The organism is Streptoalloteichus hindustanus (assembly GCF_900129375.1).
In the GTDB taxonomy this organism is placed as follows: domain Bacteria; phylum Actinomycetota; class Actinomycetes; order Mycobacteriales; family Pseudonocardiaceae; genus Streptoalloteichus; species Streptoalloteichus hindustanus.
Genome location: NZ_FQVN01000005.1, coordinates 134,358 through 160,473 on the forward strand (window position 1 = coordinate 134,358; position 26,116 = coordinate 160,473).

Sequence of the window (26,116 nt, forward strand, 5' to 3'; positions counted from 1 at the left end):
CCTAGCGTGAGAAGAACTCTTTGCAAAGAGTTCTTCTCACTCCCCGCCGGTGTGGCGCCGGCGGAGGTCAGCTCGGCGGGCCGAAGGCGAGCGCGGCGCGCACGACCCAGTCGCGGGCGAGGGTGAACCGCCGGACCTGGCCCAGTCGGCCCACACGGGAGGAGATCGCGGCCATCCGTTGGGTGGGGCGGCGCCGGAGGTGGTCGTAGCGGCGCAGCGCGGTGGGCACGTCGGGTTCGGCGATGAGGGACTCGCTCAGCGCCACCCCGTCGAGGATCGCCTGACAGGCCCCCTGGCCGAGGTCGGGTGTCATCGCGTGCGCCGCGTCGCCGACCAGCGCCACCGTGCCGTGGACGAAGGTCGGCAGGGGCGTCAGGTGCCGGAGGTCGTGGTGCAGCGGCCGTTCTTCCCCGATCAGGTCGAGGACCCGGGGGATGGGGTCGTGCCAGCCGCCGAAGATCCGGCGCAGCGCGGGGAGATCGCCGTCGGGCGGCTGGTGCCCCTCCGGCGCGGCGACCATCGCGTACCAGTTGGTGCGGCCCGGTTCCTGGGGTGTGAGGCCGAACTTGGCTCCGGCTCCCCAGGTCTCGCCGCCCGCGTCGATGTCGAGCGACACCGTGCCACGCCACGCGGTGGCTCCGGAGTAGCGCAGCGGGTACCGGTCCCCGAAGATCTCCTGCCGCACTCCGCTGTGGATGCCGTCCGCTCCGACCACCACGTCGTGGTCGTCGCGGAGCGCCAACGCGTCGCTGACCGGCGAGTCGAACCGCACGACGCCGTCGGGCAGCGCCGTGGTGAGCAGGGTGAGCAGCGTCGGGCGGGACAGCAGGTGCACCGGCTCGCCCTGACGGCGGGCCACGAGGTCGATGTCCAGCGTGGCGATCCGGGTGCCGTCCGGTCGGCGGATGGCGCCGTTGGGTTGCCGTCGCCCGAGCGCTCGGGCTCGCTCACCCAGCCCGAGCCGGTCCAACCCGCGCAGTGCGGAGGGCCAAATTCCAAGCCCTGTCCCGGTTTCCGGCAGACCCGCCGAGCGTTCGCGCACCGTGACCGTCCAACCCGCGCGGTGCAGTCCGATCGCTGTCGCGAGGCCGCCGATCCCGCCGCCGACGATGGCCGCTGTTCGTCCCATGGCCGCAAGTTACTACATCTGTAGTGCGCCGGACTACGGATGTAGTCTGTGTCGGTGTCCACCAGGCAGCGACAGGTCCTCGACGCCGCGATCGAGGTGCTCGGCGCGCAGGGGTTGCGGCGACTCACCCACCGCGCGGTCGACGAGCGGGCCGGTCTGCCCGCCGGCTCGACCTCCAACTGCTTCCGCACGCGGGAAGCGCTGCTCGGCGGTGTGATCGACCGGGTGCTGGAACTGGAGATCGACGGCTGGCGGCAGGTGACCGAACGACTGACGGTGTCCGATCGACCGACAGTGTCCGATCGACCGACAGTGTCCGATCGACTGGCGGTGTCCGATCGACTGGTAGTGCCCGATCGACCGACAGGGACCGACCAGGACGCCTTCGTGTCGACCCTGGGATGCCTGGTGCGCGATCTGGCCACCCGCCACCGCGCCCTCACGCTGGCCAGGCACGCCGTGTTCACCGAGGCCGCCACGAACCCGGCGCTCCGGCGGCGGGTGGTCGAGGGGAAGCGGAAGCTCACGGCATGGGCCACGCCCATCGTCGCCGCGCTCGGCCTTCCCGACCCGGCCAGGCAGCTGACGCTCCTGCTGGCCCTGATCGAGGGTCTGCTGACCAACCAACTCGCCGATCCGGAGCCGGACTTCGATCCCGAGGCCGCGATTGCCGCTCTGCTGCGTGGAATGCGAACCGCGACGTGACGGATTGGCAGCGCGGAGCGGGAAATCGGGGCGGCCCGACGGTGCCAGTGGGTCGAGACCGGTTAACGCGGGAGCGGAAACCGAGTGGCCGAGCGGATTTCTACCGGGTTTCCGCGTCCGGGGCGATGTGGGCGGGGGTGTCCTGGCGGTAGCGGGCGTCGTAGCGGGCCCGTGCCCGCGCGTTCGCCTCCGCATGCGCTTCTTCCCTCGCGGCCTGGCGAATCCCGTGCGCGGTTCCCGGGGCGTGGCCGTGCTTGGCCGCCCGGTGCTCGCAGCTCTCCACCATGTAGGAGAAGGAGAAGTAGTAGCCGACCAGGACGGCCAGCCCCATCATGCCCAGCCGGACCCAGAGCGGACCCGGCACGAGCAGGCACGCGAGGGTGAACGGGCTGATCACGACGGTGCTGCGCGCGGTGTGCCGCCACACCCAGCTGGGGCAGGTGACGTCGTGCAGGACCCACTCGTTCAGCCGCGCCGGCAGGCGGCCGCCGACCGCGTACCAGAGCCACTGGATCGGGTTCGGTCGGGCGGCCCCCACGAGACACCCACCTCTCTCGCTCGCGGTCTCGTCGCCAGTAGACTAACAGTTAATGCACTAACTAATGATGTGAGGGAGCGCATGCCGCGGATCGACCTGGGGGAGGACCCCCTCGCGCTGGACCGGCAGGTCTGCTTCGCCCTGTCCGTCGCCTCCCGGGCGGTGATCGGGATCTACCGCCCCCTGCTGGAGCCGCACGGCCTGACGCACCCCCAGTACCTGGTCATGCTCGCGCTGTGGGACCGGTCGCCGCGCTCGGTGCGCGACCTGTGCCAGACCCTGCGCGCCGAGCCCGCGACGCTGTCGCCGATGCTCAAGCGGCTGGAGTCCATCGGCTACCTCACCCGGAGCCGGAACCGGGCCGACGAGCGGGAACTGCTGGTCGAGCTGACGGCGGCGGGCCGGGAACTGCGGCGCGAGGCGGAGAAGATCCCCTACGAGGTGGTGGAGAAGCTCGGGATGGAGGTGGCCGAGCTCCAGGAGCTGCACGCCGTGCTGACCCGGGTCATCGCCGCCGCGACCGCCGGGGAGTCCTGACGACGCGCGAGTGACCCTCCTTTGTGGACGGTTCGGTCACGTGGTGTTCCTCGGCTCTCCCGCGAGTCGTGGTCGCGTCGCCGGTCGGACAACGGTTGACTGTGCCGTGTCCGGCCGATCGAGAGAGGGCTGATCATGACCGACGGCGCCTTGCGACTGGAGCCGCTGCCCGCGCTCCGACTCGCCCAGCTCAGCGGCGAGGTCGACGAGACCCACGAGATCCCCGCCATGGTCGATGACCTGCTCGGGGCGTTGAACACCCGGCTGACCGCGGCCGGCGTGCCGCTGGACGGCCGGGTCGTCCGCACCTACTACGGCCGGCCCGACGGCTCGAAGATCGACGTCGCGGTCGGGACCCTGCTGGACCCGGGCGCGCAACCGGTGGCGGGTCTGGAACTCGCCGAACTGCCCGGTGAGGACCGGGCGGCGGTGGTGGCCTACCAAGGCCCGGTCGAGGACGTCGAGGGCGCGTGGAACGCGCTCGACGTCGCGCTCGCGGAGCGCGGTCTGGAAGCTCGTGGCCCGTACCGCCAGGTTCACCTGGAGGACGAGGAGGGCCGCCGGGTGGTCGAGCTCCAGTGCCCGGTGCGGGAGGCCGGCAGCGCCTGCCCCTGACCGGCGGGCCGCCTGACGACCAGGAGCCCGGTGCTCTCCTGGTCCCTCGGCCTGTTCGGTGGGGCAGGCGCGTCGTCGTCCGGTCAGGCCTCGCTGAGGAACACCGGGGAGTTGGCTCCGGGAACCAGGAGTCGCGGCATCGCCGCGCCGTCCGCCGGGACCGACCAGACGTCGTTGGTGCCGTCCTCGCGTTGCAGCGCGTAGGCGAGGGTGGTGTTGTCGAGCCAGGCGGGTTGGTCGTCGACGCTGCGGGTCTCGCTCAGCGCCGTGGCCCGCAGCGACGCCAGGTCCAGTGTGGACAGACGCCAGCCGCGCCCGGGGTCGCCGTCGACCGCGGCCTTGAAGGCGACGCGGGTGCCGTCGGGAGAGAGGGACGGGCACTCGACGTTGTCGGCGAGGGTGCGGACGGTGCGGGCCGCGAGGTCCCCCTCGACGAGGTAGCGGTGGCCGTTGGTGGACATGGTGGCGTAGAAGCGGTTGTCGTCGTCGGCGAAGGTCACGCCCCAGAAGTTCACGTCCTCGGCCCGGTAGGGCTGGCCGTCCCTGGCCACCGTGAACTCCTCCAGCGACTTCACGATCTGGCCGGAGCGGGTGTCGAGGATGCCGGTCTGGGTGGAGAACCCGCCCGTCGCGTAGGAGTGGCCGTCGACGAACAGCGTCCACGCGACCAGTCGGCCGCTGGGGGAGACCCGGGCGCGGTTGGGAATCCCGGCGAGGTCGACGGATCGCTGCTCGCGCAGGTCGCGGTCGAGGACGACGAGTTGGGTCGTGCGCAGCGCCTCGACGGGGCGGAGGCACACGACGACGTGCGCCGCCGCGTGGGCGCGGTCGCACCGCACGGCGGTGACCGTCCGCGGACCGCCGGGGTCCTGGGCGGACACGACGGAGAGCTGGCCGTTGGTGAGCACCTGGAGCCGGGGGCCCTCCGCGAGGTTGGCCTGGGTCGGCGGGGTGGCGTCGGTTCCGCCGGCCCCGGCGGCCATCCGGACGGAGACGACGGCGACGCCGGTGAGCGCGACGGCGGCGAGCGCCGCGACCAGCAGGCGGGCGCGGTGGCTGAGTGCGGTCACGAGGGGTTCTCCACGGGCTCGGCGGGGGTGGGGTGGTTCCGGCGGATCAGCAGGAGGGCGGTGGCGCCGATGGCGACCACCACGGCGAGCGCCGCGAGCCGGCTGGCGGTCTCGGGCCCCCAGAGCTGCCAGGCGAGTCCGAACAGGACGGACGAGCCCAGGTACGCGACCGCCTGTCCGCTTTGGACGATCGCGATGCCGGTGGTGCGCGTCCCCTCGGGGACCAGCGTCCCGGTCAGCGCCATCAGGACTCCGTCGGTGGCGGCGTAGAAGGCGCCGTACAGGCCGAGGACCAGGACGATCAGCGGCCAGCCGGACAGGGGGCCGAACAACAACAGGTAGACGACGACCAGCGCGCCGTACCCGCCCAGCATCACCGGCACCCGGCCGACGCGATCCGCCAGTGCTCCCAACGGGGCGGCGAGCAGGAGGTAGGCGAGGCTCGTGCCGACCGCGAGCAGCGGGAACCACGCCAGCGCGAGATCTTCGCGGCGCTGCAACAACAGGTACACGAAGCCGTCGCCCACGGTGGTCAGGCCGAGCAGGCACGCGGCGGGGAGCAGCCGCCGCACGCCGGAGTCCCGCAGCAGACCCACGACGGCGCGGGGTGGGACAGTCCCCTGGGGCGGACGCGCACCGGCGTGGTCGCGCACGAACAGCACCAGGATGAGCACACCCATGGCCGCGACGCAGAAGCTGGTGACGAAGACGGGGGCGAAGGCGCCGCCGGCCGCGGCGAGCACGGCCAACGCGACGAGCGGGCCGGCGAAGGCGCCCATGCTGTCCATCGCGCGGTGCACGCCGAACGCGCGACCGAGGTCGGACGGGGGCGTGCACAACGTGATCAACGCGTCCCGGGGGGCGGTGCGCAGGCCCTTCCCCGCTCTGTCCACCGTGATCACGAGGCCGATGGCCGACGCCGAGCTCCCGGCGGCCAGCAGGCCGAGTTTGGCGGCGGCGGAGAGCCCGTAACCCAGGCCCGCCACGGTCTTGCGCCGGCGGGTCCGGTCGGCGACGTACCCGCCGACCAGTCGCAGCAGCGCGGTGGCTCCGGTGTGGACGCCGTCGAGCACGCCGTAGGCGAGCGGGCTGAGGTGGAGGCCGACGACGAGGTAGAGGGGGAGGACGGCGGCGACCATCTCGGCGGAGATGTCGGTGACCAGGCTGACGGTGCCGAGCGCGAGCACGTTGCCGCTGAGCGCCGCCCAGCCGCGTCGACCGCCCTCGCCGGCGCCGGTCTTCGGTCTGCCGATCATGGCCAGGTACATGCGGACAACACCTTCCGTGGGGGCCGCCGCGCCCGCGAGGAGCGCGGCGGCCGGTCCGGGGACGGGGTCAGTGGCAGCTGGTGGTGCCGCTGTCGGTGTAGGTCTTGCCCGCGACGGGCTTGAACTCCCACGTGTAGCTGTTGGAGTGCAGGGTCAGCTTGAGCACGCCGTGGGTGGTGTTGTTGCGGGCCTGGCTGTTCGGGTGGATGGTGCCGAAGGAGTACAGGCCCGCGCCGCCCGTGCCGGCCACGAAGTGCCGGATGCCGCGGGCGGTGTCGAGCGCGCCGCTCGGGTTGATCGGCGCGAACCGCTCGTACTGGTGGTTGTGGCCCGCGACGATGACGTCGGCGTTGTTGTCGTAGAGCGCCTGGACCAGCGGCCCGACCGCGGTGTTGGGGCCGTGGGTGGAGCCCGAGGTGAACCGCGGGTGGTGCCAGTAGGCCACGGTGCACGGCTTGGTGCTGGCGGCGAGGTCGGCGCGCAGCCACTGCTCCTGCGGCGACCCGGCCCCGCAGCCGCCGACGGCCGAGCAGTTGGAGTTCAGCGCGACGACGTGCCAGTTGCCGAGGTCGTAGGAGTAGTAGCCCTTGGCGGGATCACCCGCGTTGGCGCCGAAGTAGTTGAAGTAACCCGAGGCGCCGGGGGTGTGGTAGTCGTGGTTGCCGGGCGAGGGGCGGGTGCGCGCCTTGTGCCGGCCCCACGTGGGGTTGTAGTAGTTGGTGAAGTCCGAGGCCGTGCCGTCCGGGTAGGCGTTGTCGCCGGCGGTGAACACGGTTCCGGAGATGCCGTCGAGCAGGTTGGCGGTCGCGGAGTCGGCCGACCCCGAGGTGGCGATGTCGCCCGCGCCGACCAGAACCGGGTCGCCGCTGGGGGGAGGGGTGGTACCGGTGGTGACGACGAGCTGCGGCGCGGTGGCGCCGGTCTCCCGGGAGTCGTAGTCGGCGCCGTTGCTGCTGGCGGAGGTGACGCCGATGCTGAAGGTCCCGTTGCCCGTCACGTAGGACGTCACGTCGATCTCGTACCAGGTGTTGCGCGCGACGCTGCCCAGCGAGCCGAGGGTGGCGCCGTCGATGGCGGGCTGGTTGTTCCAGGTGACGCCGGTCTCGGACCACGTCGTGTTGGACATCGACCGGAAGGTGCCGCCGTTGTCGCTCTCGGCCCCGGCGACGTCGTCGGTGTGGACGCGCAGCTTGGCGCTGCTCACCGTCTCGGTGAGGCCGGAGACGGTGAACTTGAGGAACGTGCGCTTGATCGGCGAGTTGTCCACGCCGAGCTGGCCGGAGGTGCCGTAGTTGGTGCTGGCGGCGCTGTTGTCGACGTGGGTGTCGGCCACGGCGGTGAAGGTGGTGGTCGCCGCCGCGGCGACCGGCGCGATGCCGGCCGACGTGAGGACGGCGACGGTGGTGGCGCTGACGAGGCTGATCACGGCCGCCGAGACGGCGGCCTTCCGTCTGCTCATGGGATTTCCCTTCGCGTTCGGCGCCCTGGTCAGGGCGTGGGGAACGCTAGGGATCGGCGCGCGTCGGCGGGTGATGTGGCGCGGATCACTGGGTGACGGGGAGATGAACGAATACCCCCGTTGTGGGCCGTTCGGCGCAGTCGACTGGGACGAGCGGTTGAGTCCGTTGGTCGGGGTGTCCTCAGTGGTCGCCGGACCTCCCCCTTCGGACTGTCCATTGTGGATGTACCTGGTGGGACTCCGTCGTCGCCGGATGATGGGACTACCGGAGCTTTCGCCGTGTGGTGTGGACCAACGGCCGTCGAGGTTTCACTGTGACGGCGGCAGGAACGTCCATTGTGGAGTGTTGAGAGGAGGTCCGCTGACGCCTCCTGCCGGCCGGTCGACAACGCCGGCCGGGCCGGCCGGTGGAACGAGTCCGGTGGATCACGGGAGGCGGCTGATCTCGGAGCTGATGGCGGCGTTCAGCGCCGCGCTTGCGGTCCGGGCCAGGCAGGTCCGCCGCGATCCCGTCCAGTGGCGGAGGAAGCCACGGGCCGGCGCCGGCCTGGCCCGGGGCCACCAGGTCGTGCCCTCGTCAGCCGCGTGATCGGCGTGGCCAGATCCACCGCGCCCTGACAGGACAGGGCGGCCCTGTCCTACCGGGCCGCCACCGCCTGATTCCACTCCAACCGGTGGAAACACCGCTTCACCGCGTTCCGCCGCTGGGGGACCACCAGGTGTCGAAGGGGGATGGTCGTCCACCCGCCCGACCCGGTGTGCCTTCTGGTCGGCCTGCTCCAGGATCGTGGCCCGGACATCCCGCCGTCGCGGAGACTCCCTCTTCGGGGACACGCCGTAGGACCGATGACGGCCGGCCGATCGTCTACCGCCATGGGGATTTCTGGGCGACAACCCGCGCGGAGGCGGCCGATCGCCGCGCCGGAGACCACGCGTCCCGCGCGGATCTCCTGTGGCACGGCGATCGGCCCGACTGAACGAGATCGACCGAAGAACGCCCTACCCGAAGTCGCGGCGGCGGAGCGCGAGGAGTCCGCCGCCGACGAGAAGGGTCGACAGGGCGAGCATCACCAGTGCCGGCGTCGCGGTGAAGGCGGCTCCGCCCACGGTGTTGGGGACGTGGTGGAACGGTTCGAGGGGAGTTCCGCCCCACAGCCCGTACAGCGGCCCGCCGATCCGCCCCAGCACCGCCGAGGCCACCCACACCGCCCAGGAGATCGCGACGGCGGCCCGGGGCAGGAGGCCGTAGGCGAACACGCAGACCGCGCCCACGAGCCAGGCGGCCGGCAGGGTGCCCAGGGTTCCGGCGAGAATCCGGGGCACGTCGGACGGAGCACCCACGAGCACCGCGAAGGAGCCGCCGAAGACGAGTCCGGTGACGGTCAGGAGCGCCGCCGTGCCCAGGCTGGTCACCACCAGGTGCCCGAACGCCCATCGGACCCGGGTCGTCGGGGTGGCCTGCACGACCTCGGCGCGCCCGCTGGTCTCCTCGACCCGCAGGCGCCGCACCATGAGGACCGGGTAGAGCGCCACCAGGTGACCGAAGATCAGGATGAGCGGCCACAGCATGCTGTCGACCGGCGCCCCCGCCCGTCCCCCGAAACCCTCCACCAGACGGGCGGCCGACGCGCCGGGCGTGTTGAGGATCTGGTGCCCCAGCGTGCTGAGCCCGCCGGCGGCGGCCGCGAAGACCGCGATGCCCGCCACCCACTTCGCCAGCAGGCCGCGGTGGAGCCGCCAGGACAGGCTGACCGGGCCGCGCAGGTGCGGTGCGCCCGCCGGCCCGGGGCGGGCGGGGAGCAGACCCGCGCCGAGGTCCCGCCGGCCGACCAGGCCGTGGGCGAGGGCCGCCAGGGCGACGGCCACCGAGATCGGCGCCGCGAGCACCCACCACCGGTCGTCGCGGTACGCCTCCACCAGGTGGCTCCAACCGATGGGGGAGAGGTACTTCATCCACAGCTGGCCGCTGGCGTCGCCGGCGTAGCGCAGGAGGTAGGAGGCGCCGAGGACGGACAGGCCGATCACCCGGGCGGTGTGGGCGTTGCCCGCGAGCTGGGCGGCGACGGCGGCGACCCCGGCGAACACCCAGCCGGCGGCGGTGATCGCCGCGCCGTAGGCGGCCGACCCCACCGGCTCCAGCCCGTTCGCGACGAGGGCCAGCGCGGTCAGCGCTCCGCCGACGAGGCTGGTCCCACCGGCCACCAGCAGGGCCGCGGCCAGGGCGGCGTGCCGACCGACCCCGCCGGCGCGCAACAGCTCGGCCCGGCCGGTGTCCTCCTCGGCGCGGGTGTGCCGGACGACGCACATCAGGGCCGCGAGTCCATTGAGGACATACAGGAACCCGCCGCTGCGCCAGCGGGACAGGACGCCCAGGTCGGGTTCGACGGTGCCACCGCCCAAGCCCTGGAAGAAGGCGTTGCGGCTGATCACCTGGGTGTAGGCCGCCTTCAGCTCGGGGGTGCCCATGTTCCGGTTGACGTAGGCGACCATCACCAGCGCCAGGCAGACGAGCAGGAGGAACCACCACGGCGCGATGGCCCGCTCACGGCGCAGGGCGAGTCGCGCCAGACGGCCGGTCCCGGCGAGGCCGTTCACCGGGACACCCCCGCGTGCCGCGCGCCGCTCTCCGCGTAGTGCCGGAGGAACAGCTCCTCCAGCGTCGGCGGCCGGCTGACGAGACCGCGGACCCCGATCTCGCCGAGCAGGCGCAGGGTCGGGGCGAGGGCGTCGGTCTCCACCTCGAAGCTCACGCGCCCGTCCTCGGCGCGCAGGTCGTGCACTCCGGGCAGGTCCGCGAGCCCGGCCGCCGGGCCGGTGAGCTCGGCCTGGACGAAGGTGCGGGTCAGGTGCCGCAGGTCGGCGAGGCTGCCGGAGTCGACCGTCCGGCCGCGACGGACGATGGTCACGCGGTCGCACAGCTCCTCGACCTCGCCGAGGACGTGGCTGGACAGCAGCACGGTGCGGCCCCGGCGTCGCTGCTCCTCGCGGACGACCTCGCGGAACACCACCTCCATCAGCGGGTCGAGCCCCGAGGTGGGCTCGTCGAGGATCAGCAGCTCGACGTCGGAGGCGAGCGCGGCGACCAGCGCCACCTTCTGCCGGTTCCCCTTGGAGTAGGCGCGGCAACGGGTCCTCGGGTCGAGCTCGAAGCGGTCGATCAGCTCCTGCCGCCGGGTCCGGCTGCCCCCGCCGCGCCGCCGCGTCAACAGGTCGATGACCTCGCCGCCGGTCAGGGTGGGCCAGAGCGTGACGTCGCCGGGGACGTACGCCAGCCGGCGGTGCAGCGCGGTCGCGTCCTGCCACGGGTCGCCGCCCAGTAACCGGACGGTGCCCGCGTCCGGGCGGAGCAGACCCAGCAGGACGCGCAGCGTCGTGCTCTTGCCCGCGCCGTTGGTGCCGAGGAACCCGTGCGCCTCGCCGGCGCGCACCGTGAGGTCGAGCCCGTCCAGGGCGGTGGTCCGGCCGAACCGCTTGACCAGGCCCCGTGCCGAGATCGCGTCAGTCATCGTGGTCCTTCTCGTCTTGGTCGGGAGAACCCGGGACCCGGGGCAGGCGCGCGCGGAGGGCGGCCGCCTCCTCCGGGCTCAGGTACGGGTGGGAGTAGAGGTCCAGCAGCGCGCGGGCCAGCAGGTCGCTGCCCTCGGGGCTGAACGCGTCGACCCCGAGCGCGCGGGACACGTGGTCGCGCAGCAGTCCGACGGACAGCGCCATCGCCGCGCCCACGGCCGCCCTGGCCTGGCGCGACACCTCGGGCGGGTCGGCGCGACCGCGGTCGACCTCCGCGAGCCACTGCGCGCTCAGCTCGACGAGCTTGTCGAACACCGCCGTGGCCCGTCCCTCGACCAACGCCCGGGAGAGGTAGCGCTGGTACGGCCCGAAGACCGCCCCCGCGACCCCCACGTAGTTCACCCCGCCGGGCGCGGCGTCGGTCCGGACCTCGTCGTTGATCCTGCTCAGGGCGCGGACCAGGTGGGCGTCGCAGGCGTCGCGCAGCGCCTCCTTCGAGCCGAAGTGGTGCCGCACCAGTCCCGACGACACCCCCGCGGTCTCGGCGATCCCCCGGACCGTGGCCCGGTCGAAGCCGTGCTCGCCGAAGTGCAGCATCGCCGCCTCCCGGATCCGGGCGCGGGCGGTGAAGTCCTCGGGGTCCTGTCCAGCCATGTCCACGGGCAGCCGCCTATCCACGCGTAAAGCCAGTTGTACGCATGGATCAGATGCTACACGCGTGTGTAGTCACTCGGGAGTGGTCCCCAGGGCGGGTGAGTCAGGCGGGGACGGGTGAGTCAGCCAGGGTGGATGAGTCAGGTGGGCGTCGCGCGCCGAGCACGTCGGCGGGCACGGCGTGGACCTCCAGTTCGGCGTCCGGCTGGCCGAGGTCGTCAGGAACGGCGATGAGGTGGTGGCGACCGCCGAGGACGGGCGGGTCTGGCGGGCGGACCTCGCCGTCGCCGCGCTCGGGATGGTTCCGGAGACCGAGCTGGCCGAGCGCGCCGGACTGGACGTGGCGGACGGCGTCGTCGTCGACCAGCGCTGCCACACCTCGGCGCCCGGGATCTCCGCCGCGGGCGACGTCACCGTCCAACCCCATCCGCTGCGGGGCGACCGGTACCGGATCGAGCACCTGGGCAACGCCCAGGACCAGGCGGTCGCCGCCGTCCGCAACCTGCTCGGCGTCCCGACCCCGTACACGCCCGTCCCGTGGTCCGCCTCCGAGCAGTACGGCGTGCGGCTCCAGCTCTGCGGCTGGCCGGCGGCGGCCGACGCCTACGGCGAGCGGGGCTGCGTCGTCCGCGGTGATATGTCCACTTTGGACTCCCCCGCGCTGTTCTGGAACCGGGACCGGCTCGTCGGCACCGCCTGCGTCGGCCGCCCCGCCGAGTTCGAGGAGCTGCGCCGGATCGTGGCGAACCACCCGCACGCGGACCTCGATCTCCTCGCCGACCCCGCGACGGGCCTGGCGGTGGTCGGCCGCTGACGCTCTTCTCATCGGGGCGGTGTCCTGGACCAGGTCGATGTCTGTCCTTTGTGGACTTACCTGTTGCCCGGGGCGGTAGTCGCGTGGTCGGATGGGTTGATGGGCATCAGGATCCGGGACGCTGTCGCCGACGACCTGCCGGCCGTGATCTCGACCGACTCGGTCGCCGCCGCTGACGACGGAACCCGGGGGAGCGAGATCCGCGAGTGGGTGGCGCGCGGCGCGGCCCGGGTCGCCGAGACCGAGGGTGAGATCGTCGGGTACTGCGTCATGGAGGACACGTTCTTCGGGCACGGGTTCGTGTCCATGCTGATGGTCGCCGCGCACGTCCGCGGCCGGGGAGTCGGGGCCGGCCTGCTGGACGACGCCCGTCGGCGCCGGAGGACCGCGAAGTTGTTCACCTCGACGAACCTGTCCAACCACCCGATGCGGCGGCTGCTGGCCCGCTCGGGCTGGCGGTCGGCCGGCGTCGTGTACGGGCTGGACGAAGGTGACCCGGAGCTGGTCTTCCTCGCCCCGGCGGGCCCGGCGGGGGAGTGAGGTCAGCCGGCCACGGCGGTGATCAGCTCGTCGCGCCCGGACGCGCCGGTCTTGCGGAACACCGCCTTCAGGTGGTCGTTCACGGTGTGCACAGACAGCTTGCGCCGCCGTGCGATCTGCTTCGGCGCCACCCCGTCGCACAGATCGGTGATGACCTGCTGCTCCCGCTTGCTGATGCCGTACCAGTCGCACAGCACCGGGAGGAGCTGTGGGCCGGCCGCCGCGTGGATGACGACCGCCACGTCGCCGACGCCGTCCTCGTCCAGCGGCTGCCCCTGGTAGCTGACCCACCGGCCGTGGATGACGGTGGGGCCCCACGCCGTCGGGGTCGGGACGCGCGGGTCCCGTGCGCTTTTCCTGGCCTGCGTTGACATCCCGAGGAGGAAGGCCTCGGAGGCCCACCGGGGCAGCTCCTGGCAGCTCCGCTCCCGCGTCAACCACTGGACCGCCTGCGGGGTGATCGCGCGAAGCCGGTGGTCCGGGCCGAGGATCATCACGCCCGCGGGCAGCGAGGGAGCGACCGGCGCGAGCGGACCGGCCGTGACGTACCCGCGGAGGGCGGCGATCAGACAGCTCCCCAGCTCCGCCACCCGGTGCGCGTCGGCGCGGTCGAAGGGCCGGCGGCCCGGGGCGCGAGCCAGGCCCAGCGCGCCCCAGACGCCTCGGTCGTCCCGCAGCGCGAGTCGAAGCTCGCTGCCGACGCCGTGGTCGGCGAGGAGCTGGTGGCCCTGCCCCAGAACGCCGACCGGGCTCGGCCGTCGGGCCAGCTCCGCGATGGGCAGGGGGTCCTCGCCCAGGTAGTGCTCGCGCAGTATCTCCCGGCCGAAGTCCGGGTCGTAGCCGTGCCAGAAGCTGAACGAGCCCAGCGTGCTCCCGCTGGTCGGCGAGGTGCCGAGGAGGCGGAGCGCGTCGTGCGGCACCTCGGTCGCGATCGCGTCGGACACCAGTTCGGCCACCTCGCCGGAGGTGGCGCCCTGACGTGCCGCTTCGGGCATCTCCTGTGGCAGCAGTCGCCGCGCCGGCTGAGGCACGTGCGGGAGTCTCGTGCGACCGTCCTCCCGCGGGCAAGGGGATATCCCGGCTCTCTTGTCCGGGCCTACTCGCGTCCGTATACTCGCCGACGAGTAATCGCAGACGAGGTGAGAGTGATGACCCAGCGACGCAAGGTGGGCAACCTGCTCGCGCTCGCCGTGCTCGCGACCGTCGTGCAGCGGCCGATGCACCCGTACGAGATGGCCTCCGTGTTGCGCGCGCGCGGCAAGGAGGACGACATGGAGATCAAGTGGGGCTCCCTCTACACGGTGGTGCGGAACCTGACCAAGCACGGGTTCCTGGCGGTCGTGGACAGCACGCGCGAGGGCGCCCGGCCGGAGCGGACGGTCTACCGGATCACCGACCTCGGTCGCGCCGAGCTGGTGGACTGGGCCCGCGAGCTGGTCTCCACCCCGGTGCCCGAGCGCCCGAGGTTCAAGGCCGGCCTCTCGGTGCTCGCGGCGCTCGCGCCGGAGGAGGCGGCGGCCCTGCTCCGGCAGCGGCTCGACGCGTTGACGGCGGCCAACGCCGCTTCCCGCGCCGAGCTGGCGCGACACAGTGACGTGCCCCGGTTGTTCCTGGTCGAGGGCGAGTACGAGCTCGCCGTCCGGGAGGCGGAGGCGGCCTGGGTCCGCGCCCTGCTCGACGAGCTCGACTCCGGCACGTTCCCCGGCCTCGCGCAGTGGCGGCACTGGCACGCCACCGGCGAGGTGCCGGTGGAGTTGGCCGAGATCGCGGAACGGGGGAGCACGACATGAGACGGGCCCCGGTGCGGGTGCGGCAACACCCCCACCGGGGCCCTGGGCCTCGAACCGAAACCGCGGTGGGCGAGTCCGGCCACGAGGTGGCGACCGCAAGGATAGTCGGACTCCCTCCCGGGGACGGTTCGGAGCGCACGGAATCCGAACCAGCAGGTCGACGCCGGGTTATCCCGGCTCGACCACGTCCCAGAGGAGACGACAACCATGACGAAGGTGCGCACCGCGCTGGTCATCGGCGGTGGTGTCGCCGGACCGGTCGCGGCCCTCGCGCTGCACCGCGCGGGCATCGAGGCGTCCGTCCACGAGGCGTACCCCAGCACGTCGGACGGGATCGGCGGCACGCTCGCGCTCGCGCCCAACGGGCTGGCCGCGCTGGAGGTGGTCGACGCGCGGGACGCCGTGGTCGACATCGCCACGCCGATCAGCAGGACGAGAATGTCCTTCGGTGGCAAGGACATCGAGCTGCCGAGCCTGCCCGGCCTGCCCCCGTTGCAGCTCCTGGACCGCCCGGACCTGCACCGCGCGCTCCACGACGTCGCGGTGGCGCGGGGGATCCGGATCGAGCACGGAAAGCGGCTGGTGGCTGTCGACGAGAACCGGACCGGCGTGACCGCCCGGTTCGCGGACGGCAGCACGGCGACCGCGGACGTCCTCATCGGAGCCGACGGCATCCACTCCACCGTCCGCCGCATCATCGACCCGGTGGCCCCCGGACCCGGCTACACCGGCATGCTGGGCTTCGGGGCGGAGGTGGACCGACCGGTCCCGGTCGAACCCGGCACGATGGTCTTCGCCTTCGGCGAGCGCGCGTACTACCTGTACTGGAGCCTGCCCAACGGCCGCGCCGGGTGGGGCGCCAACCTGCCGCAGGACCGGCCGATGAGCCTCACCGAGGCCCGGGCGGTCCCGGCGGAGGAGTGGCTGCGCCGGCTCCGCGCCGCCTACGGCGACGACGTCCCCGGCGGCGACCTGGTCCGGCACATCGACCCGGACCAACTCCAGGTCACTGGCTCCCTGCACATCATGCCGAGCGTGCCCCACTGGCACCGCGGCCGCATGGTCCTGGTCGGCGACGCGGTGCACGCGCCGTCCAACAGCTCGGGCCAGGGCGCCTCCCTGGCCATCGAGAGCGCGGTCGAACTGGCCCGCTGCCTCCGCGACCTGCCCGACCCCCGGTCGGCCTTCACCACCTACGAACGACTCCGCCGTCCCCGCGTCGAGGGAATCGCCGCCCGAGCCGCGAAAATTAACCACGTCAAGGCCCCCGGCCGCGTGACCCGCGCCCTGATGCCCCTGGTCATGCGTCTGATGACCCGAACGGTCATGAAGCCGGAGAAGACCCTCGGCCCCGAACAGCGCTACCGCATCAACTGGGACACCCCCCTCCACCCGCACACCAACCTCGCCCACCAAACCAACTGACGACCCCACCCTGACCCCAGCGAAACGCGAAGGCGTGGCGACCACCAGGCCGCCACGCCTTCGCCATCGTCCCGAGCTCAGGCCCCGTATGTGTACGAGGCACATCTACCGCCGCCGATCGAGGTGACCGGATGGCGGAGTGCACCTTGCGGGTGTGCCAGTGCTCAGCAGCGCTCGGCTCAGCGGTTCTGGCTGCTGACTACTCGTCGTGGTCGTCCTCGGCACTCCTGTCCCAGTACCTGCCCTCTTGCTGCAGGGATGCGGCGTGGTCGCGGAGGACTTGAGCGGTGTGCGGCCATCCGGCCTCGACCTTGTCGGCCCAGGCCAGGTACTTCGCCGCGGACTCCCGTTCCTGCTCTCCGCCGTCGTACAGCCCTCGGGTCGTGACTCCGATGTTGTTGATCAGACCCATCCTGAACCCGCTCCGCAGTTCGTCGGCGTCTTCAAGATCAAGCACGTCCCGGACCGCCTCGGCGGGCCAGGCTCCGTCCTCCCCGTCGGGTCCTGCGGATATCAGTGCGCCGATGGCCTGATCGCCTGTACGCCGCAGGCCGGCCTCGTTCAGGAGTCCACGCGCCTGGCGCACCCAGTCGAGAAGGCGAACTCGGTCCACCCCGTCCCCGGTCTGTCCGGGCACGCATCGCAGGCGTTCGCCGGTCATGAAGAAACCCATCGCGCTGGGATTCACTTTCTCAGTCGGGAGATAACGGAACTGGTGTAGCTCGACGAACGCGACCGCGTCGTCGGCGATCAACTCCAGCAGTGCGCGCGGCTGCCGGTTGTGGAGCAAGCTCGCGAACGCCATCTCCCACATCGCCACTTGGCGCAGGCTGTGCCCGCTGGCGTGCATGTAGGTCAGGAGGCTTTCGACTGCGTATGCGGTGTGGGAGGTGATCTGGTCTGGTGTCTTCAGGAGACTGTGGAAAGCGGCCGTGATGAGTTCGGCTGGGGGATGCCAAACTTCTTGATCACCGTGCAGCGCAACGGACATCGCGTCGACGACGGCGTTGCCCCGGCCTCGGGAGATGAGCTCGACGAGATATTCTTCGGTCCGCGCGGTGGGCAGCGGAAACGCCGGAGTGAGAGCCCAGAAGCGGTCGCGCACGTCCAGACCTTCCCGATCAAGCTGCTCGAACGCCCAGTCCACGGGCAAGGCGAGGAGGAACGCGGCCCGACTGACGTGGTCTTCGGGGAGTGCGTTGGCCGCGTCAGCAGCCCAGTCGCGGCCACCCTCTTGAGCCCGGCAGCGAATCCACCCCTCCGCGAGTGGGGACCCGAGCCGAGCGAACACCTCGCCCTGGACCGAGTCCCCGGCGATCTGCGCGAGAGTCCACCCCACGAGGTCGCCCCGCTCGCTTGCCTCCGCGAGACGGGCCACACCGTCGACGCCGTGGCGAGCCAACTCCCCGGCGAGGGTTTCCCGCTGGAGCGATTCGACGGCGAAGCGGTGGGCTTCGAAGTCGGTCCGGTCGACTCCAGGGAGATCCGGACGCCAGGTGAACAACCAGGCATGCCTTGTCGGGTCGGAAGCCGGTTCGATTCTGGCCAGGAAGGACGACAAGCGGTCGATGTCCTCGTGTGCGAGGTGTCGCTCGTCGGCGCTGCCCCGCGCCCTACCCGTGATTCTGATCCCCTGGTCCCACAGTTCCCGCGTTTCTTCCGGACCCAAACCGCCGAATTCGGCGGTTTCGAGGGAGGAGAGGAGCAGTTCCCGGCGGATCGCTGGGAGCCCGGTGATCTGGGGGAGGTACTCCGTCCAGCGGCGAGGCTTCGCGGCCAGATCAGCCAACACAGCGCGGAAGACCTCTTCCTGGTACGCCTCGACGCTGTCTGAGGCCGGCGCGCAGTCGTCACCGGTCCAGGTGTGCCGCACCCTCGGTCGCACGGGGTACATGAGCCTGTGCAGATCGGTCAGGTCGTTCAGCAGTCGCCACCCCACCTCCGGGTATCGAGTCCGCACCTGGTTGATGATCGTTGCGCGACGATCCAGTGGGATCGGACTCAGTGGCAGATGGGTGAGCAGGTTCGCCAGGGACCGGGACGGGCGGTTGCTCAGCCGCCCGCCGGGGTCGATTTCGGCCAGCTTGGCCAGCAGGAGCGTCGCAACCGTGCTGTGCTCCCGTGCCCACGCGATAGTCTCCAGTGCCCAGAGCAGCCCGGTATGCGCGGAATGCCAAGACAGTGACCAGCCTCCGGTGTCCTCGAACATGACTCGAAGCAGCGGGTCTTCACCGCGGAGTCCAGTCCTGACGGCGGAGAGGAAGACCCGAGGGGCAGCCTCGGCGAACAATGGGAGGACGTCGCTGAGGGAGCGCCAGAGCAGACCGCTCTGATCATCGTTCGCTCGCCTCAGAAGTTGGTGGACAACGTGTGCGGCGTGGTTCTCGGCCGCGTCACCGGCTACGGTCGCCGTTCCCGCATCGGCGAGGCGAGCCAGCCCGTGGGCGAGCCCCTGTCGCAGATCAGAAGACCAGGTCCGTCCGACACCGTTGATCCTGGCGGTGGGCACGTCTCGGGCAGGGAGCGAGAGCACCGGATCGAGTTCACCCAGGACCTCCAGCGCGGCTTCGCTGAACTGGCGAATGTTCGTGATGCTCACCTGGGCCATCAGTTGGGACGACGCATCGTACGGGTCAGCGAGTTGCCAGCGTGAGCCGCTGCGGTGGACCAGGGGGTCTCCGGAAACCGCGCTCGACTCCGCGAAATGCTCGACGGACGAGTAGTCGTGGCCGGTGATCCGTCCGATGACGTCGTGGTCGGCTTGGTTGGCGGTGGACCATCTGCTGACCAGCGCGAGCGGCACGGTGATGGCTGAGGTTGGGGCCTGTGTCCACGGCGGGCGAGGCGCGTTCGGGCTGAGCCTGCGAGTCAGGGCGCGAGGGCTACGGCGAACGAGTCCCGCGTACTCGTTGGCTCGGTGCGGCGGCACGCCTTGGGCGAGGAAGGCGTCATGTGCCTTGTCCCTGGGCACTCGCGGCAACACCAGATCGCCAGAACGGCGGACGAACCCGTCCCGGGCGATGACCACGTGCCGGGTGCTCTGGGCGTGACTGACGGGGACGTCGTCGCTCACCACGACCGCGGGGAAGGAAGGGGGGATCTTCGCCGCGTGCTCCCACCCCGCCTTGGATGTCACCAACACCGCGCGGTGATGCGGGTTGTGGCGATCCAGGACAGTGGCCACGAACGCGGCCACCTCGTCCGTGGTCTGTCCCTGGACGGCCAGGTTCCCCGGTGGTCCTGCCAGCCAGGACCGCATCCGCTCCACAATGTCCTCACGACCGAGCAGGACGAGATCCGCGGGGAGCTCGGAACTGGTCAGCGAGGTGCGCTCGCGGTTCCAGGTCGCCAGGTCCCCGATGCCCTCCCGAACGTCGATCCCCAGGTCCGGGACGGCTTCGATCAGCCGGTCGACCAGGCCGGGGAGCATGTGCGCGTCGCGATAGGTGAGCCGGACGTACTGGCAGTTGGCCAACTTGGCGAGATCCGGGGGCAACTCGTCCACCCGGTGCATGCGCCCCGCGTGCCCGAGGACGGGGATCACCGGCTTGCCCGCGGCGAGCGCTGCGGCGATCTCCTTCCGCACGACGTCGTGCGGTTCGAACAGCCGGTGGCCGAACTCGGTCAACCACCGCTCCCCGATCACGGCGATCATCGCGGAGCAGTTCTCGACCGCCCCCCCACATGATCGGTTCGTAGTCGTGCCCCAGGTCGATGGACCTGCTCGACCGGAAGACCCGATCCCTGCCGAAGACCCCACCGAGTTCCGCGTCCAGCCAGGCAGCCTTCTCCTCGCCGTCGCCGACCCGGAAGTTGATGAACAGCACGCCGACGAGGGTGCCCCGGCGCCACCAGGGGCTCAACGGGTTTCCCGTTTCCTCTTTCCTGTCATCGATCTCCTGACCGGGCGGATGGTCAAGCGGGCCGGACGAGCAGGGGCACGTGTGGTACAGGTCGGTGGTTAAAGTTTCCTTGCCTGGCAGGCGTTCGACCTGTGTGCGGAATCGTGGGACCAAGTCCCGGCCGGGATCGTGGGTTCCAGCGTCCGTCCCCAGCGCGCCCCGTAGCCCAGACCGGGGACGAGTCGGCGGAACCGCAGGTGGATCTCACCCGCACGGTCTACCGGGTACGGGCTGCCGTGATGGGCCGGAACGGAGCCGGCGCGTTGATGCGCGCCGCGCAGCGTCCACACGTGCGGCGGCTTCCGGTGATTTCCAAAGCGCACCCGCAGGTCGAACAGCTCGCATGGGTGTTCGGGCGCGTACACCAGGTACGGCTGCATGGTGTGCGTGTTCGGGAGTCGGAACCGCACCGCGAAGACGTGCGACTCCCCTTGGGACAGCGGCTCCGCCGGGACGAGCGCGCAGCCGGGATGATCGTTCACGGCCGCGCCGCGGTCGAGGAGTGTGCCGCCGTAGAGGACGTCGACGTCCAGGTCGCGCTGCCCCTCCAGGAGTGGGGGCGCGAAGCGCAGTTCGTACACGCCGTCCTGGTTCGCGATGACGCGGTGTTGCACGAGGATTTCGGGCTGCTGGCGATCCAGCACCACCGCCACTCGCAGTTCCGCGGTGTGCCAGCAACTTGTTCGGGAGCGCGCGATGATCGCCGCCAGTTCGGCCAGTTGGTCGATGGCGTCGTCCACCCAGCGGCGCACGGTGCGCGAGTCTCGGTCGACCTTGGTCGCGACCCAGTGGACCCGGTCCTGGTAGAGCGGTAGGCGGGCTTCGGTGATGAGGGCGAACGCCGCCATCGTCGCCAGGTGAAGGTCTTCCGGCAGTTGTTCGGCCAGTTCGGTGAGCCGGGCCGCAAGCTTCTGGCGGATTGCCATCGGGCCGTCGTCCCCCACGATCCCACACGTCGCGCGCAGCGCTGGGCCGACCCGCTCCTCCAGTCGACCGGCGAACACGCCGCGTCCCTTGCGGAGCGATCTCAGTTCGCGGACGAGGTCCAGGTGCGGGTTCATCGGCTCGCCTCCCCTGCGTTTCCGGTTTTCGGAGAGCGTGCGGTGGGGGAGTGGACCAGAAGTGGATACAACGTCGATACCCCCTGCGCCCGGCTGGGGACGGCGTGTCATCCGGGGTATATGCCCTGATCAGCGCAGTGCCGATGGGGTCGCGGGCAGTTCGGCTTGGCCGACGTGAACCGCGTGGCGGTGGTCACGGCACCGATGAGTGTCTTCGCGAACCCGTCGCCGGTACGCGGGGATCGACAGATCCGCTGGGCCGAGTCGGGGAACTCCCGCGGGCCGTCGTTTCGTCTCGCCAATGTCGCCGGTCGTCGAGAACGAGAAGCCACGGAACAGACGGCGCGGCGGGACTTCGAAGTCCACGCCGCGCCCGGACTGTGCCAACCGGGAGGGGAAGGACCGTGATCCAGAGACACACGGATGGACGATTGCGCGACCTCTTTGGCGAACATCAAGATCCCGAACCGGGAGGGCTGAATGGAATTTCGGATGCTGGGGCCGCTGGAGGCATGGCACGAGGGCGCCCTGGTGCCGCTGGGGGATCAGCAGCAACGCTTCGTCCTCGTCGTGCTCCTTCTTCACGCGAACAAACCGGTGCCCGTCGAGCGGCTGACCGAGATCGTGTGGGGTGACAATCCAAAGCGCCGAAGGCTCGTGCACGGCTACATCAGTAAGTTGCGCATTGCGTTCCGGATTGCCGATGACGTGTCGATTGACCGGACGCCGACCGGCTACCTGCTTCGGCTTTCCGAGGACCAGATGGACACCGCGCGGTTCGAGCAGCTACGCGCGGACGCCGTGCGCGAGCGCGACCAGCACCGGGCCATTGAGCTGTTGCGGTCCGCGGTGGACCTGTGGCGCGGCCGGTTCCTGGAGGACATCGACATCGACCGGGTGGGCGGTACCGAGGTGATGTCGTTGGACGACAGTTACCTCGACGCCGTCGGAGACCTGGCCGAGTTGGAACTGGCCGTGGGTGACCACCGGTCCGCGCGGGACAGGTTGCGCCGCGTGGTCCGGGCCGATCCGGCCCGCTACCGACACGCTGGGTTGCTCATGCGCGCGCTGCTCGCCAGTGGTGACCGCGTGGAAGCGATCCGGGTCTTCCAGGTCACCAGGGCCGCTCTCGCCGAACTCGACATGGAGCCGGGAGCGGTGCTGCGAAACCTCCTGGCGCGAGCGGAACACGGCGACCCGGCCAGTTCCCTGCCGTTTCGGCCGGGCGGTTTCACCGGCCGCGTCCAGGAGATCGACATGATCGCGGCCGCGGCCGACGCGGGACGTCGGGCGGTGTGGGTGAGTGGTGCTCCGGGCGTGGGCAAGACGGGTTTGGCCACCGAGGCGGCGCACCGGTTGCGGGACCGGTTTCCGGACGGGCAGTTCCTGGTGCGACTCAACGGGTTCACCCCGAACGTCCCCGCGACCAGCGTTGGGGACGCACTCACCCAGCTCCTGCCGGAGCTGGGAATGCCCGCTGAGCAGATCCCCGCGTCCGATGGACAGCGGATCGCGCTGTACCGGCGGCTGCTGTACGGCACCAGAAGAGTGTTCGTGCTGGACAACGCGGCGTCGCCGGAGCAAGTGCGCCCGCTGTTGCCGGAGGCTCCGGGCTGCCTCGCCATCGTCACCAGCAGACGGGTGGGCGAGCCGGACACCGGCGAGCACATCCGGCTCGCTCCGCTGTCGCCGGACGAGGCGATCGAGTTGTTCCGCGAGCTGGCTGGCCCAGACCGCGTTCGAGGCAAATCCGCCGAAGTGGCGGCGGTCGTCAAGCGATGTGGTTATCTGCCAATGCCAGTCCGTGTGGCGGCCGCGCTGTTCCGCAGGCACGATCGATGGCCGCTGGACCACCTCCTCCGCCTGCTGGAGGAGAGCGGGCCCTGGCACGCGGACACCGACGATGTGGCGGGAGCCGCGGCGGTGCGGGTCTCCTACCTGCAGCTCGACGAGTCGCAACGGATCATGTTCCGCCTGTTCGGCCACCTCCCGGGGCCGGACCTCGACGTGGCCGGCGCGGCCGCGCTCGTGGGCTGCGACGTCGCCGAGGCCCGGCGGCTGCTCGACGACCTGCACGAGGTGTGCCTGCTGGAGGAGGTCGCACCAGAGCGGTACCAGATGTTGGATCCGCTCAAGGAGTTCGCCGCAGCGGAGCCGTCGCCAACCACGCTGACCGAGCGGGCGGACGCCCTGCTCCGGCTGCTCAACTTCTACCTCGTCTCCTTGTCGGGCGCGGTGGGCGTGGCGTACCCGTTCGACCGCGCCCAGTTACCCACACCGAACTGTTCTTGCCCGGTGTCGCTGACGTTCGCCAACGCGGACGCCGCCCTGGCGTGGATCGGCACCGAACGGGACAACCTGGTAGCCGCCATCCGCCACGCCGCCGCACACGGCCTGCCGGAGCACGCGTGGCGGCTCGCGGTGCTGATCTGGCGCTACTTCAACACGACCAGTCAGTTGGAGGACTGGATCGAGACCATGGAGCGGGCCCGGGAAATCGTGTTCGCCGACCAGGGCAACGAGTACGGCCAGGCGCACATCCTGCTTCGGCTGGCCACGGCACACAATCGGCTCGGGCGGCTCACCGAGGCGCGAGACCTGGCGGAGCAGGCGCTACCCCGCTGGACGCGGCTGGGAGACGTGCGTGGCGAGGCGGCCACGTTGTGCGCGATCGCCATCCCCACCACGCAGATGGGCAGGCATGACGAGGCGATCGCGCATTTCACCGCCGCGCTGAGGAAGTACGAGCAGTGCGGGGACCTGCGCGGTCAGGCCCACGCGTTGAGCATGCTCGGCTATCTCAACGAGCTGCGCGGCAATCTCGACGAGGCGCTGCGCCAACACCTGGCCGCAGTGCCCATGCTGCGCGAGATTGACCACGTGCAGGGGGTCGCGCACGCGCTGAACAACCTCGGCTCGGTTCAACACCAGATGGGGCTTCTGGACGACGCGTTGGCCAGCCACAGGGAGGCGTGGGAGCTGGCCGAGGAGGTGGGCGACGAGTGCGTGGTGGCCTACGCGCTCAACAACATCGGCAACGTGCACCGGTCGCTGGGCCAGTTCGCGGAGGCCGTGGACCACCAGGAACGGGCCAGGGCGGTGGCGGCCACCATGTCCGACGCCGACCTGCGCACCCGGCTGCACCGGGACCGCGGCGCGACCGCCCAGGCCATGGGCAACCACGCGGAGGCGCTGCGTGCCTACCAGTCGGCGCTCGGGCTCGCGACCAGCACCGGCAACCGAGCCCACGAGGCCCGCGCCCACCGTAGCGTCGCGCGGACCCTGCACGCGATGGGCAGGCACGCCGACGCTGCCCCGCACTGGCGGGCGGCCGAGGACCAGTTCGCCGCGCTCGACCTGCCGGAGGCGGGCGAGGTCCGGGCAGAACGCGTGTCTCTGACGTGTGCCTGCCGTTGACGCCGAACACGGCGGACGCGAGCGGCGTCCGCCGTGACCGCCCGGCCTTCCCGGCCCGTCAGCGTCTGTTCAGCACGCGGGCCAGTTCCGGGGAGATTTCCCGGACCGTGCGGTGCTGACGCCACCGGCCGAGGGTTCTGGCCAGGGCTCGGAGGTCCACGCGGATGGTCGCGGAGTCGACGTGCGCCGCGTCGTCGAGCGTCTCCGCCAACGTCAGGCAGCTCTGGTCGACCTCGCCCGCCAGCGCGTACGCCAGTGACCTGCGGGTTCCGAACCGGGCTCTGGTGCGACGAGACGCTGCTGGTAATCGAGCCATCTCCCGGTCGAGGACGGCTGCCGCCTGGTCCGCCCACCCGAGATCGCACAGCGCCCAACCCCTGGCCAGCTCCACCGGGTCCGGCGCGGTCGAGCCGAGCACCGGATAGGCACGAGTGTCTACAGTGGACGAACCGAGGAGCTCGACGGCGCGGTCCAGCGCTCGTTCGGCGGAGTCCCGGTCACCCGCCAGGGCGTGCCCCTGGGCCTCCCGGCGGGCGGCCAGGGCGAGAGTGCGCGAGCTGGCCCACTCGGTCCGCTGGGCCTGTTGGGCCAGGGCGATCGTGCTGACGGGGTCCTGCCGGTAGAGCGCGAGCCCGGCCTCCCGGACGAACGCGTAACTCCCGATGTCCCGGTCGCCGCCCGCGGTCGCCAGCGTCGACGCGTGGCGAGTCCACCACAGCGCGGTCAGCTCGTCGCCCGCCTCCTGGTTCATCCACCCGATGTACTCGGCGATTCGCGCGGCGAGCAGCAGCAGACGCGACCTGATCGGGTCGGGGTTCTCCCCGGCGAGCGCGCACACGGTGCGCGCCAGGGCGGTCAGCGGGTCCAGAACCACCACCGGGCTCGTCCGCATGCCGAGTGAGCGCAGGTGCTCGAACGAGGCGCGCATCCCGACGACCACCTGCTCGTCAGGAACCGGTCGCGGCCCGCCCGCGAGCGTCATGCCGAGAACCGTGCCCGCGACGAGCACCTGGCGGCGGTCGAGCGTGGGCCCGACCGGGGCTCGGTCGCGCGCCGAGCGGGCGGCCTGGATGAGCGCGCCGCCCGCGTCCAGTGCTCGGTCGCAGAGGCGGGCCAGGGCCTCGTGCGGTGCCTTGAGGCCGTTCTCGATCTTGCTGAGATGTCCCTTGCTGTAGTGGACCCGCTTGGCCAACTGGTCCAGGGACAACCCCGCGGCGGCGCGGTGTTCGCGCAGCAGTTCACCAAATGATTCGGCCACCTGTGCCTCCTGCTCAGACGGGCGTCGAGTACATCACTTCCGATGGTCGGGCGCAATCGCCCGGTCGCTCGTGAAATGCTCACGAGCGACCGGGAAAGCGTTTCCGGAACAATCACCCGTGCCAGGGGTTGCCGTCGGGGTCGGACGTCGTCGAGATGCTCGTTCTGGCGGTCAGGGCGTCGTTCCCCGGAGCCGCGGTGGTCCTCACCGGTCCGGGGGTCGTCGCGTACAACATGGCCAGCAGGCAGGCGGTGGTGGTCAGGAAAGTGGACTGGGACCTGCACATGGCGAACCCTCCAGCGGAAATCGGCGATTGATCGCGGGGATTGTCCGGCAATTTCCGTCCCCACAACGAGGATTCAACAGGCGCGGTGGCCCAGCAAGGCGTTGCCCGTTTCCCGACGGTGCGGGCAACAGGACGTGGCGG

22 protein-coding genes and 1 pseudogene are annotated in these 26,116 nt (G+C 71.2%); 11 read left to right on the plus strand and 12 right to left on the minus strand.

The window, feature by feature from the left end:
* Window positions 1-67 precede the first annotated feature (67 nt).
* Window positions 68-1,129, minus strand: a complete 1,062-nt coding sequence (locus tag BUE43_RS16610) for an FAD-dependent monooxygenase (RefSeq protein ID WP_073484154.1) — start codon at window positions 1,127-1,129, stop codon at window positions 68-70.
* A 54-nt stretch (window positions 1,130-1,183) separates the two neighbouring features.
* Here BUE43_RS16610 and BUE43_RS16615 point away from each other — a divergent pair, with 54 nt between their 5' ends.
* On the plus strand, window positions 1,184-1,834 hold the full coding sequence (locus BUE43_RS16615; protein ID WP_073484919.1) for a TetR/AcrR family transcriptional regulator: 651 nt from the start codon (window positions 1,184-1,186) through the stop codon (window positions 1,832-1,834).
* A 100-nt stretch (window positions 1,835-1,934) separates the two neighbouring features.
* Here BUE43_RS16615 and BUE43_RS16620 read toward each other — a convergent pair whose 3' ends face one another.
* Window positions 1,935-2,372, minus strand: a complete 438-nt coding sequence (locus BUE43_RS16620) for a DUF5313 family protein (protein ID WP_073484156.1) — start codon at window positions 2,370-2,372, stop codon at window positions 1,935-1,937.
* 81 nt (window positions 2,373-2,453) lie between these two features.
* Between BUE43_RS16620 and BUE43_RS16625 the strand changes: the two genes are divergently transcribed.
* Both BUE43_RS16625 and BUE43_RS16630 read left to right on the plus strand, forming a co-directional pair.
* Window positions 2,454-2,909, plus strand: a complete 456-nt coding sequence (locus tag BUE43_RS16625; protein ID WP_073484158.1) for a MarR family winged helix-turn-helix transcriptional regulator — start codon at window positions 2,454-2,456, stop codon at window positions 2,907-2,909.
* A gap of 135 nt (window positions 2,910-3,044) precedes the next feature.
* A complete protein-coding gene (locus tag BUE43_RS16630; RefSeq protein ID WP_073484160.1) occupies window positions 3,045-3,524 on the plus strand; it encodes a GyrI-like domain-containing protein in 480 nt (159 codons plus the stop codon).
* Window positions 3,525-3,607: 83 nt separating this feature from the next.
* Here BUE43_RS16630 and BUE43_RS16635 read toward each other — a convergent pair whose 3' ends face one another.
* From BUE43_RS16635 to BUE43_RS16645, 3 genes are all read right to left on the minus strand, one after another.
* Window positions 3,608-4,594, minus strand: a complete 987-nt coding sequence (locus BUE43_RS16635; RefSeq protein ID WP_073484161.1) for a TolB-like translocation protein — start codon at window positions 4,592-4,594, stop codon at window positions 3,608-3,610.
* Entirely contained in the window at window positions 4,591-5,862 is a 1,272-nt protein-coding gene (locus BUE43_RS16640; RefSeq protein WP_073484163.1) for an MFS transporter, read from the minus strand. Before BUE43_RS16640 ends, BUE43_RS16635 begins: the two co-directional genes overlap by 4 nt.
* A 67-nt stretch (window positions 5,863-5,929) precedes the next feature.
* Entirely contained in the window at window positions 5,930-7,321 is a 1,392-nt protein-coding gene (locus BUE43_RS16645) for a CBM96 family carbohydrate-binding protein (RefSeq protein WP_073484165.1), read from the minus strand.
* A 421-nt stretch (window positions 7,322-7,742) separates the two neighbouring features.
* Between BUE43_RS16645 and BUE43_RS34235 the strand changes: the two genes are divergently transcribed.
* Window positions 7,743-7,910, plus strand: a complete 168-nt coding sequence (locus BUE43_RS34235; protein WP_159447745.1) for a hypothetical protein — start codon at window positions 7,743-7,745, stop codon at window positions 7,908-7,910.
* A 410-nt stretch (window positions 7,911-8,320) separates the two neighbouring features.
* Here BUE43_RS34235 and BUE43_RS16650 read toward each other — a convergent pair whose 3' ends face one another.
* The 3 genes from BUE43_RS16650 to BUE43_RS35790 are packed head-to-tail and all read right to left on the minus strand — an operon-like array spanning window position 8,321 to window position 11,482.
* Window positions 8,321-9,916: an ABC transporter permease gene (locus tag BUE43_RS16650; protein ID WP_073484167.1), complete on the minus strand. Its 1,596-nt coding sequence runs from the start codon at window positions 9,914-9,916 to the stop codon at window positions 8,321-8,323.
* Window positions 9,913-10,827 carry an ABC transporter ATP-binding protein gene (locus tag BUE43_RS16655; protein WP_073484169.1) on the minus strand — a complete coding sequence of 305 codons (915 nt, stop codon included), beginning with the start codon at window positions 10,825-10,827 and terminating at the stop codon, window positions 9,913-9,915. Before BUE43_RS16655 ends, BUE43_RS16650 begins: the two co-directional genes overlap by 4 nt.
* A complete protein-coding gene (locus BUE43_RS35790) occupies window positions 10,820-11,482 on the minus strand; it encodes a TetR/AcrR family transcriptional regulator (RefSeq protein ID WP_073484921.1) in 663 nt (220 codons plus the stop codon). The genes BUE43_RS16655 and BUE43_RS35790 overlap by 8 nt, the downstream gene beginning before the upstream one ends.
* 175 nt (window positions 11,483-11,657) lie before the next feature.
* Here BUE43_RS35790 and BUE43_RS35615 point away from each other — a divergent pair.
* From BUE43_RS35615 to BUE43_RS16670, 3 genes and pseudogenes are all read left to right on the plus strand, one after another.
* Window positions 11,658-11,954: pseudogene (locus BUE43_RS35615) on the plus strand (FAD-dependent oxidoreductase); the annotation flags it as partial.
* Window positions 11,955-11,984: 30 nt separating this feature from the next.
* Entirely contained in the window at window positions 11,985-12,296 is a 312-nt protein-coding gene (locus tag BUE43_RS35620) for an oxidoreductase C-terminal domain-containing protein (protein ID WP_268844436.1), read from the plus strand.
* Between the two features lie 99 nt (window positions 12,297-12,395).
* Entirely contained in the window at window positions 12,396-12,836 is a 441-nt protein-coding gene (locus tag BUE43_RS16670; RefSeq protein WP_073484172.1) for a GNAT family N-acetyltransferase, read from the plus strand.
* A gap of 2 nt (window positions 12,837-12,838) precedes the next feature.
* Here BUE43_RS16670 and BUE43_RS16675 read toward each other — a convergent pair whose 3' ends face one another.
* Window positions 12,839-13,867, minus strand: coding sequence for a helix-turn-helix transcriptional regulator (locus BUE43_RS16675; protein WP_234995761.1), 1,029 nt, complete (start codon window positions 13,865-13,867; stop codon window positions 12,839-12,841).
* A 117-nt stretch (window positions 13,868-13,984) separates the two neighbouring features.
* Between BUE43_RS16675 and BUE43_RS16680 the strand changes: the two genes are divergently transcribed.
* Together BUE43_RS16680 and BUE43_RS16685 are read left to right on the plus strand one after the other, a co-directional pair.
* Entirely contained in the window at window positions 13,985-14,626 is a 642-nt protein-coding gene (locus tag BUE43_RS16680; protein ID WP_073484174.1) for a PadR family transcriptional regulator, read from the plus strand.
* A gap of 207 nt (window positions 14,627-14,833) precedes the next feature.
* Window positions 14,834-16,051: an FAD-dependent oxidoreductase gene (locus BUE43_RS16685; protein ID WP_073484176.1), complete on the plus strand. Its 1,218-nt coding sequence runs from the start codon at window positions 14,834-14,836 to the stop codon at window positions 16,049-16,051.
* A 199-nt stretch (window positions 16,052-16,250) separates the two neighbouring features.
* On the opposite strand, the gene BUE43_RS16690 is transcribed toward BUE43_RS16685, so the two are convergent.
* The gene (locus tag BUE43_RS16690) at window positions 16,251-19,706 is read right to left on the minus strand and encodes a hypothetical protein (protein ID WP_073484177.1); all 3,456 of its coding nucleotides are present in this window, start codon (window positions 19,704-19,706) and stop codon (window positions 16,251-16,253) included.
* 306 nt (window positions 19,707-20,012) lie between these two features.
* Entirely contained in the window at window positions 20,013-20,897 is an 885-nt protein-coding gene (locus BUE43_RS16695) for a hypothetical protein (RefSeq protein ID WP_143174207.1), read from the minus strand.
* A 597-nt stretch (window positions 20,898-21,494) separates the two neighbouring features.
* Between BUE43_RS16695 and BUE43_RS16700 the strand changes: the two genes are divergently transcribed.
* Window positions 21,495-24,431: an AfsR/SARP family transcriptional regulator gene (locus BUE43_RS16700; RefSeq protein ID WP_234995762.1), complete on the plus strand. Its 2,937-nt coding sequence runs from the start codon at window positions 21,495-21,497 to the stop codon at window positions 24,429-24,431.
* 58 nt (window positions 24,432-24,489) lie between these two features.
* Here BUE43_RS16700 and BUE43_RS16705 read toward each other — a convergent pair whose 3' ends face one another.
* Complete coding sequence (locus BUE43_RS16705) at window positions 24,490-25,689, minus strand: helix-turn-helix domain-containing protein (protein WP_073484181.1); 1,200 nt, start codon at window positions 25,687-25,689, stop codon at window positions 24,490-24,492.
* A gap of 155 nt (window positions 25,690-25,844) precedes the next feature.
* Between BUE43_RS16705 and BUE43_RS34240 the strand changes: the two genes are divergently transcribed.
* A complete protein-coding gene (locus tag BUE43_RS34240) occupies window positions 25,845-26,006 on the plus strand; it encodes a hypothetical protein (RefSeq protein WP_159447746.1) in 162 nt (53 codons plus the stop codon).
* The last annotated feature ends 110 nt before the right edge of the window (window positions 26,007-26,116 follow it).

Bases quoted from the DNA above. Each gene is read 5' to 3' on its own strand.
- BUE43_RS16610 (WP_073484154.1), bottom strand. From the start codon at position 1,129: ATGGGACGAACAGCGGCCATCGTCGGCGGCGGGATCGGCGGCCTCGCG.
- BUE43_RS16625 (WP_073484158.1), top strand. From the start codon at position 2,454: ATGCCGCGGATCGACCTGGGGGAGGACCCCCTCGCGCTGGACCGGCAG.
- BUE43_RS16630 (WP_073484160.1), top strand. From the start codon at position 3,045: ATGACCGACGGCGCCTTGCGACTGGAGCCGCTGCCCGCGCTCCGACTC.
- BUE43_RS16640 (WP_073484163.1), bottom strand. From the start codon at position 5,862: ATGTACCTGGCCATGATCGGCAGACCGAAGACCGGCGCCGGCGAGGGC.
- BUE43_RS16645 (WP_073484165.1), bottom strand. From the start codon at position 7,321: ATGAGCAGACGGAAGGCCGCCGTCTCGGCGGCCGTGATCAGCCTCGTC.
- BUE43_RS16655 (WP_073484169.1), bottom strand. From the start codon at position 10,827: ATGACTGACGCGATCTCGGCACGGGGCCTGGTCAAGCGGTTCGGCCGG.
- BUE43_RS35790 (WP_073484921.1), bottom strand. From the start codon at position 11,482: ATGGCTGGACAGGACCCCGAGGACTTCACCGCCCGCGCCCGGATCCGG.
- BUE43_RS16670 (WP_073484172.1), top strand. From the start codon at position 12,396: ATGGGCATCAGGATCCGGGACGCTGTCGCCGACGACCTGCCGGCCGTG.
- BUE43_RS16680 (WP_073484174.1), top strand. From the start codon at position 13,985: ATGACCCAGCGACGCAAGGTGGGCAACCTGCTCGCGCTCGCCGTGCTC.
- BUE43_RS16685 (WP_073484176.1), top strand. From the start codon at position 14,834: ATGACGAAGGTGCGCACCGCGCTGGTCATCGGCGGTGGTGTCGCCGGA.
- BUE43_RS16690 (WP_073484177.1), bottom strand. From the start codon at position 19,706: ATGATCGCCGTGATCGGGGAGCGGTGGTTGACCGAGTTCGGCCACCGG.
- BUE43_RS16700 (WP_234995762.1), top strand. From the start codon at position 21,495: ATGGAATTTCGGATGCTGGGGCCGCTGGAGGCATGGCACGAGGGCGCC.
- BUE43_RS34240 (WP_159447746.1), top strand. From the start codon at position 25,845: ATGCTCGTTCTGGCGGTCAGGGCGTCGTTCCCCGGAGCCGCGGTGGTC.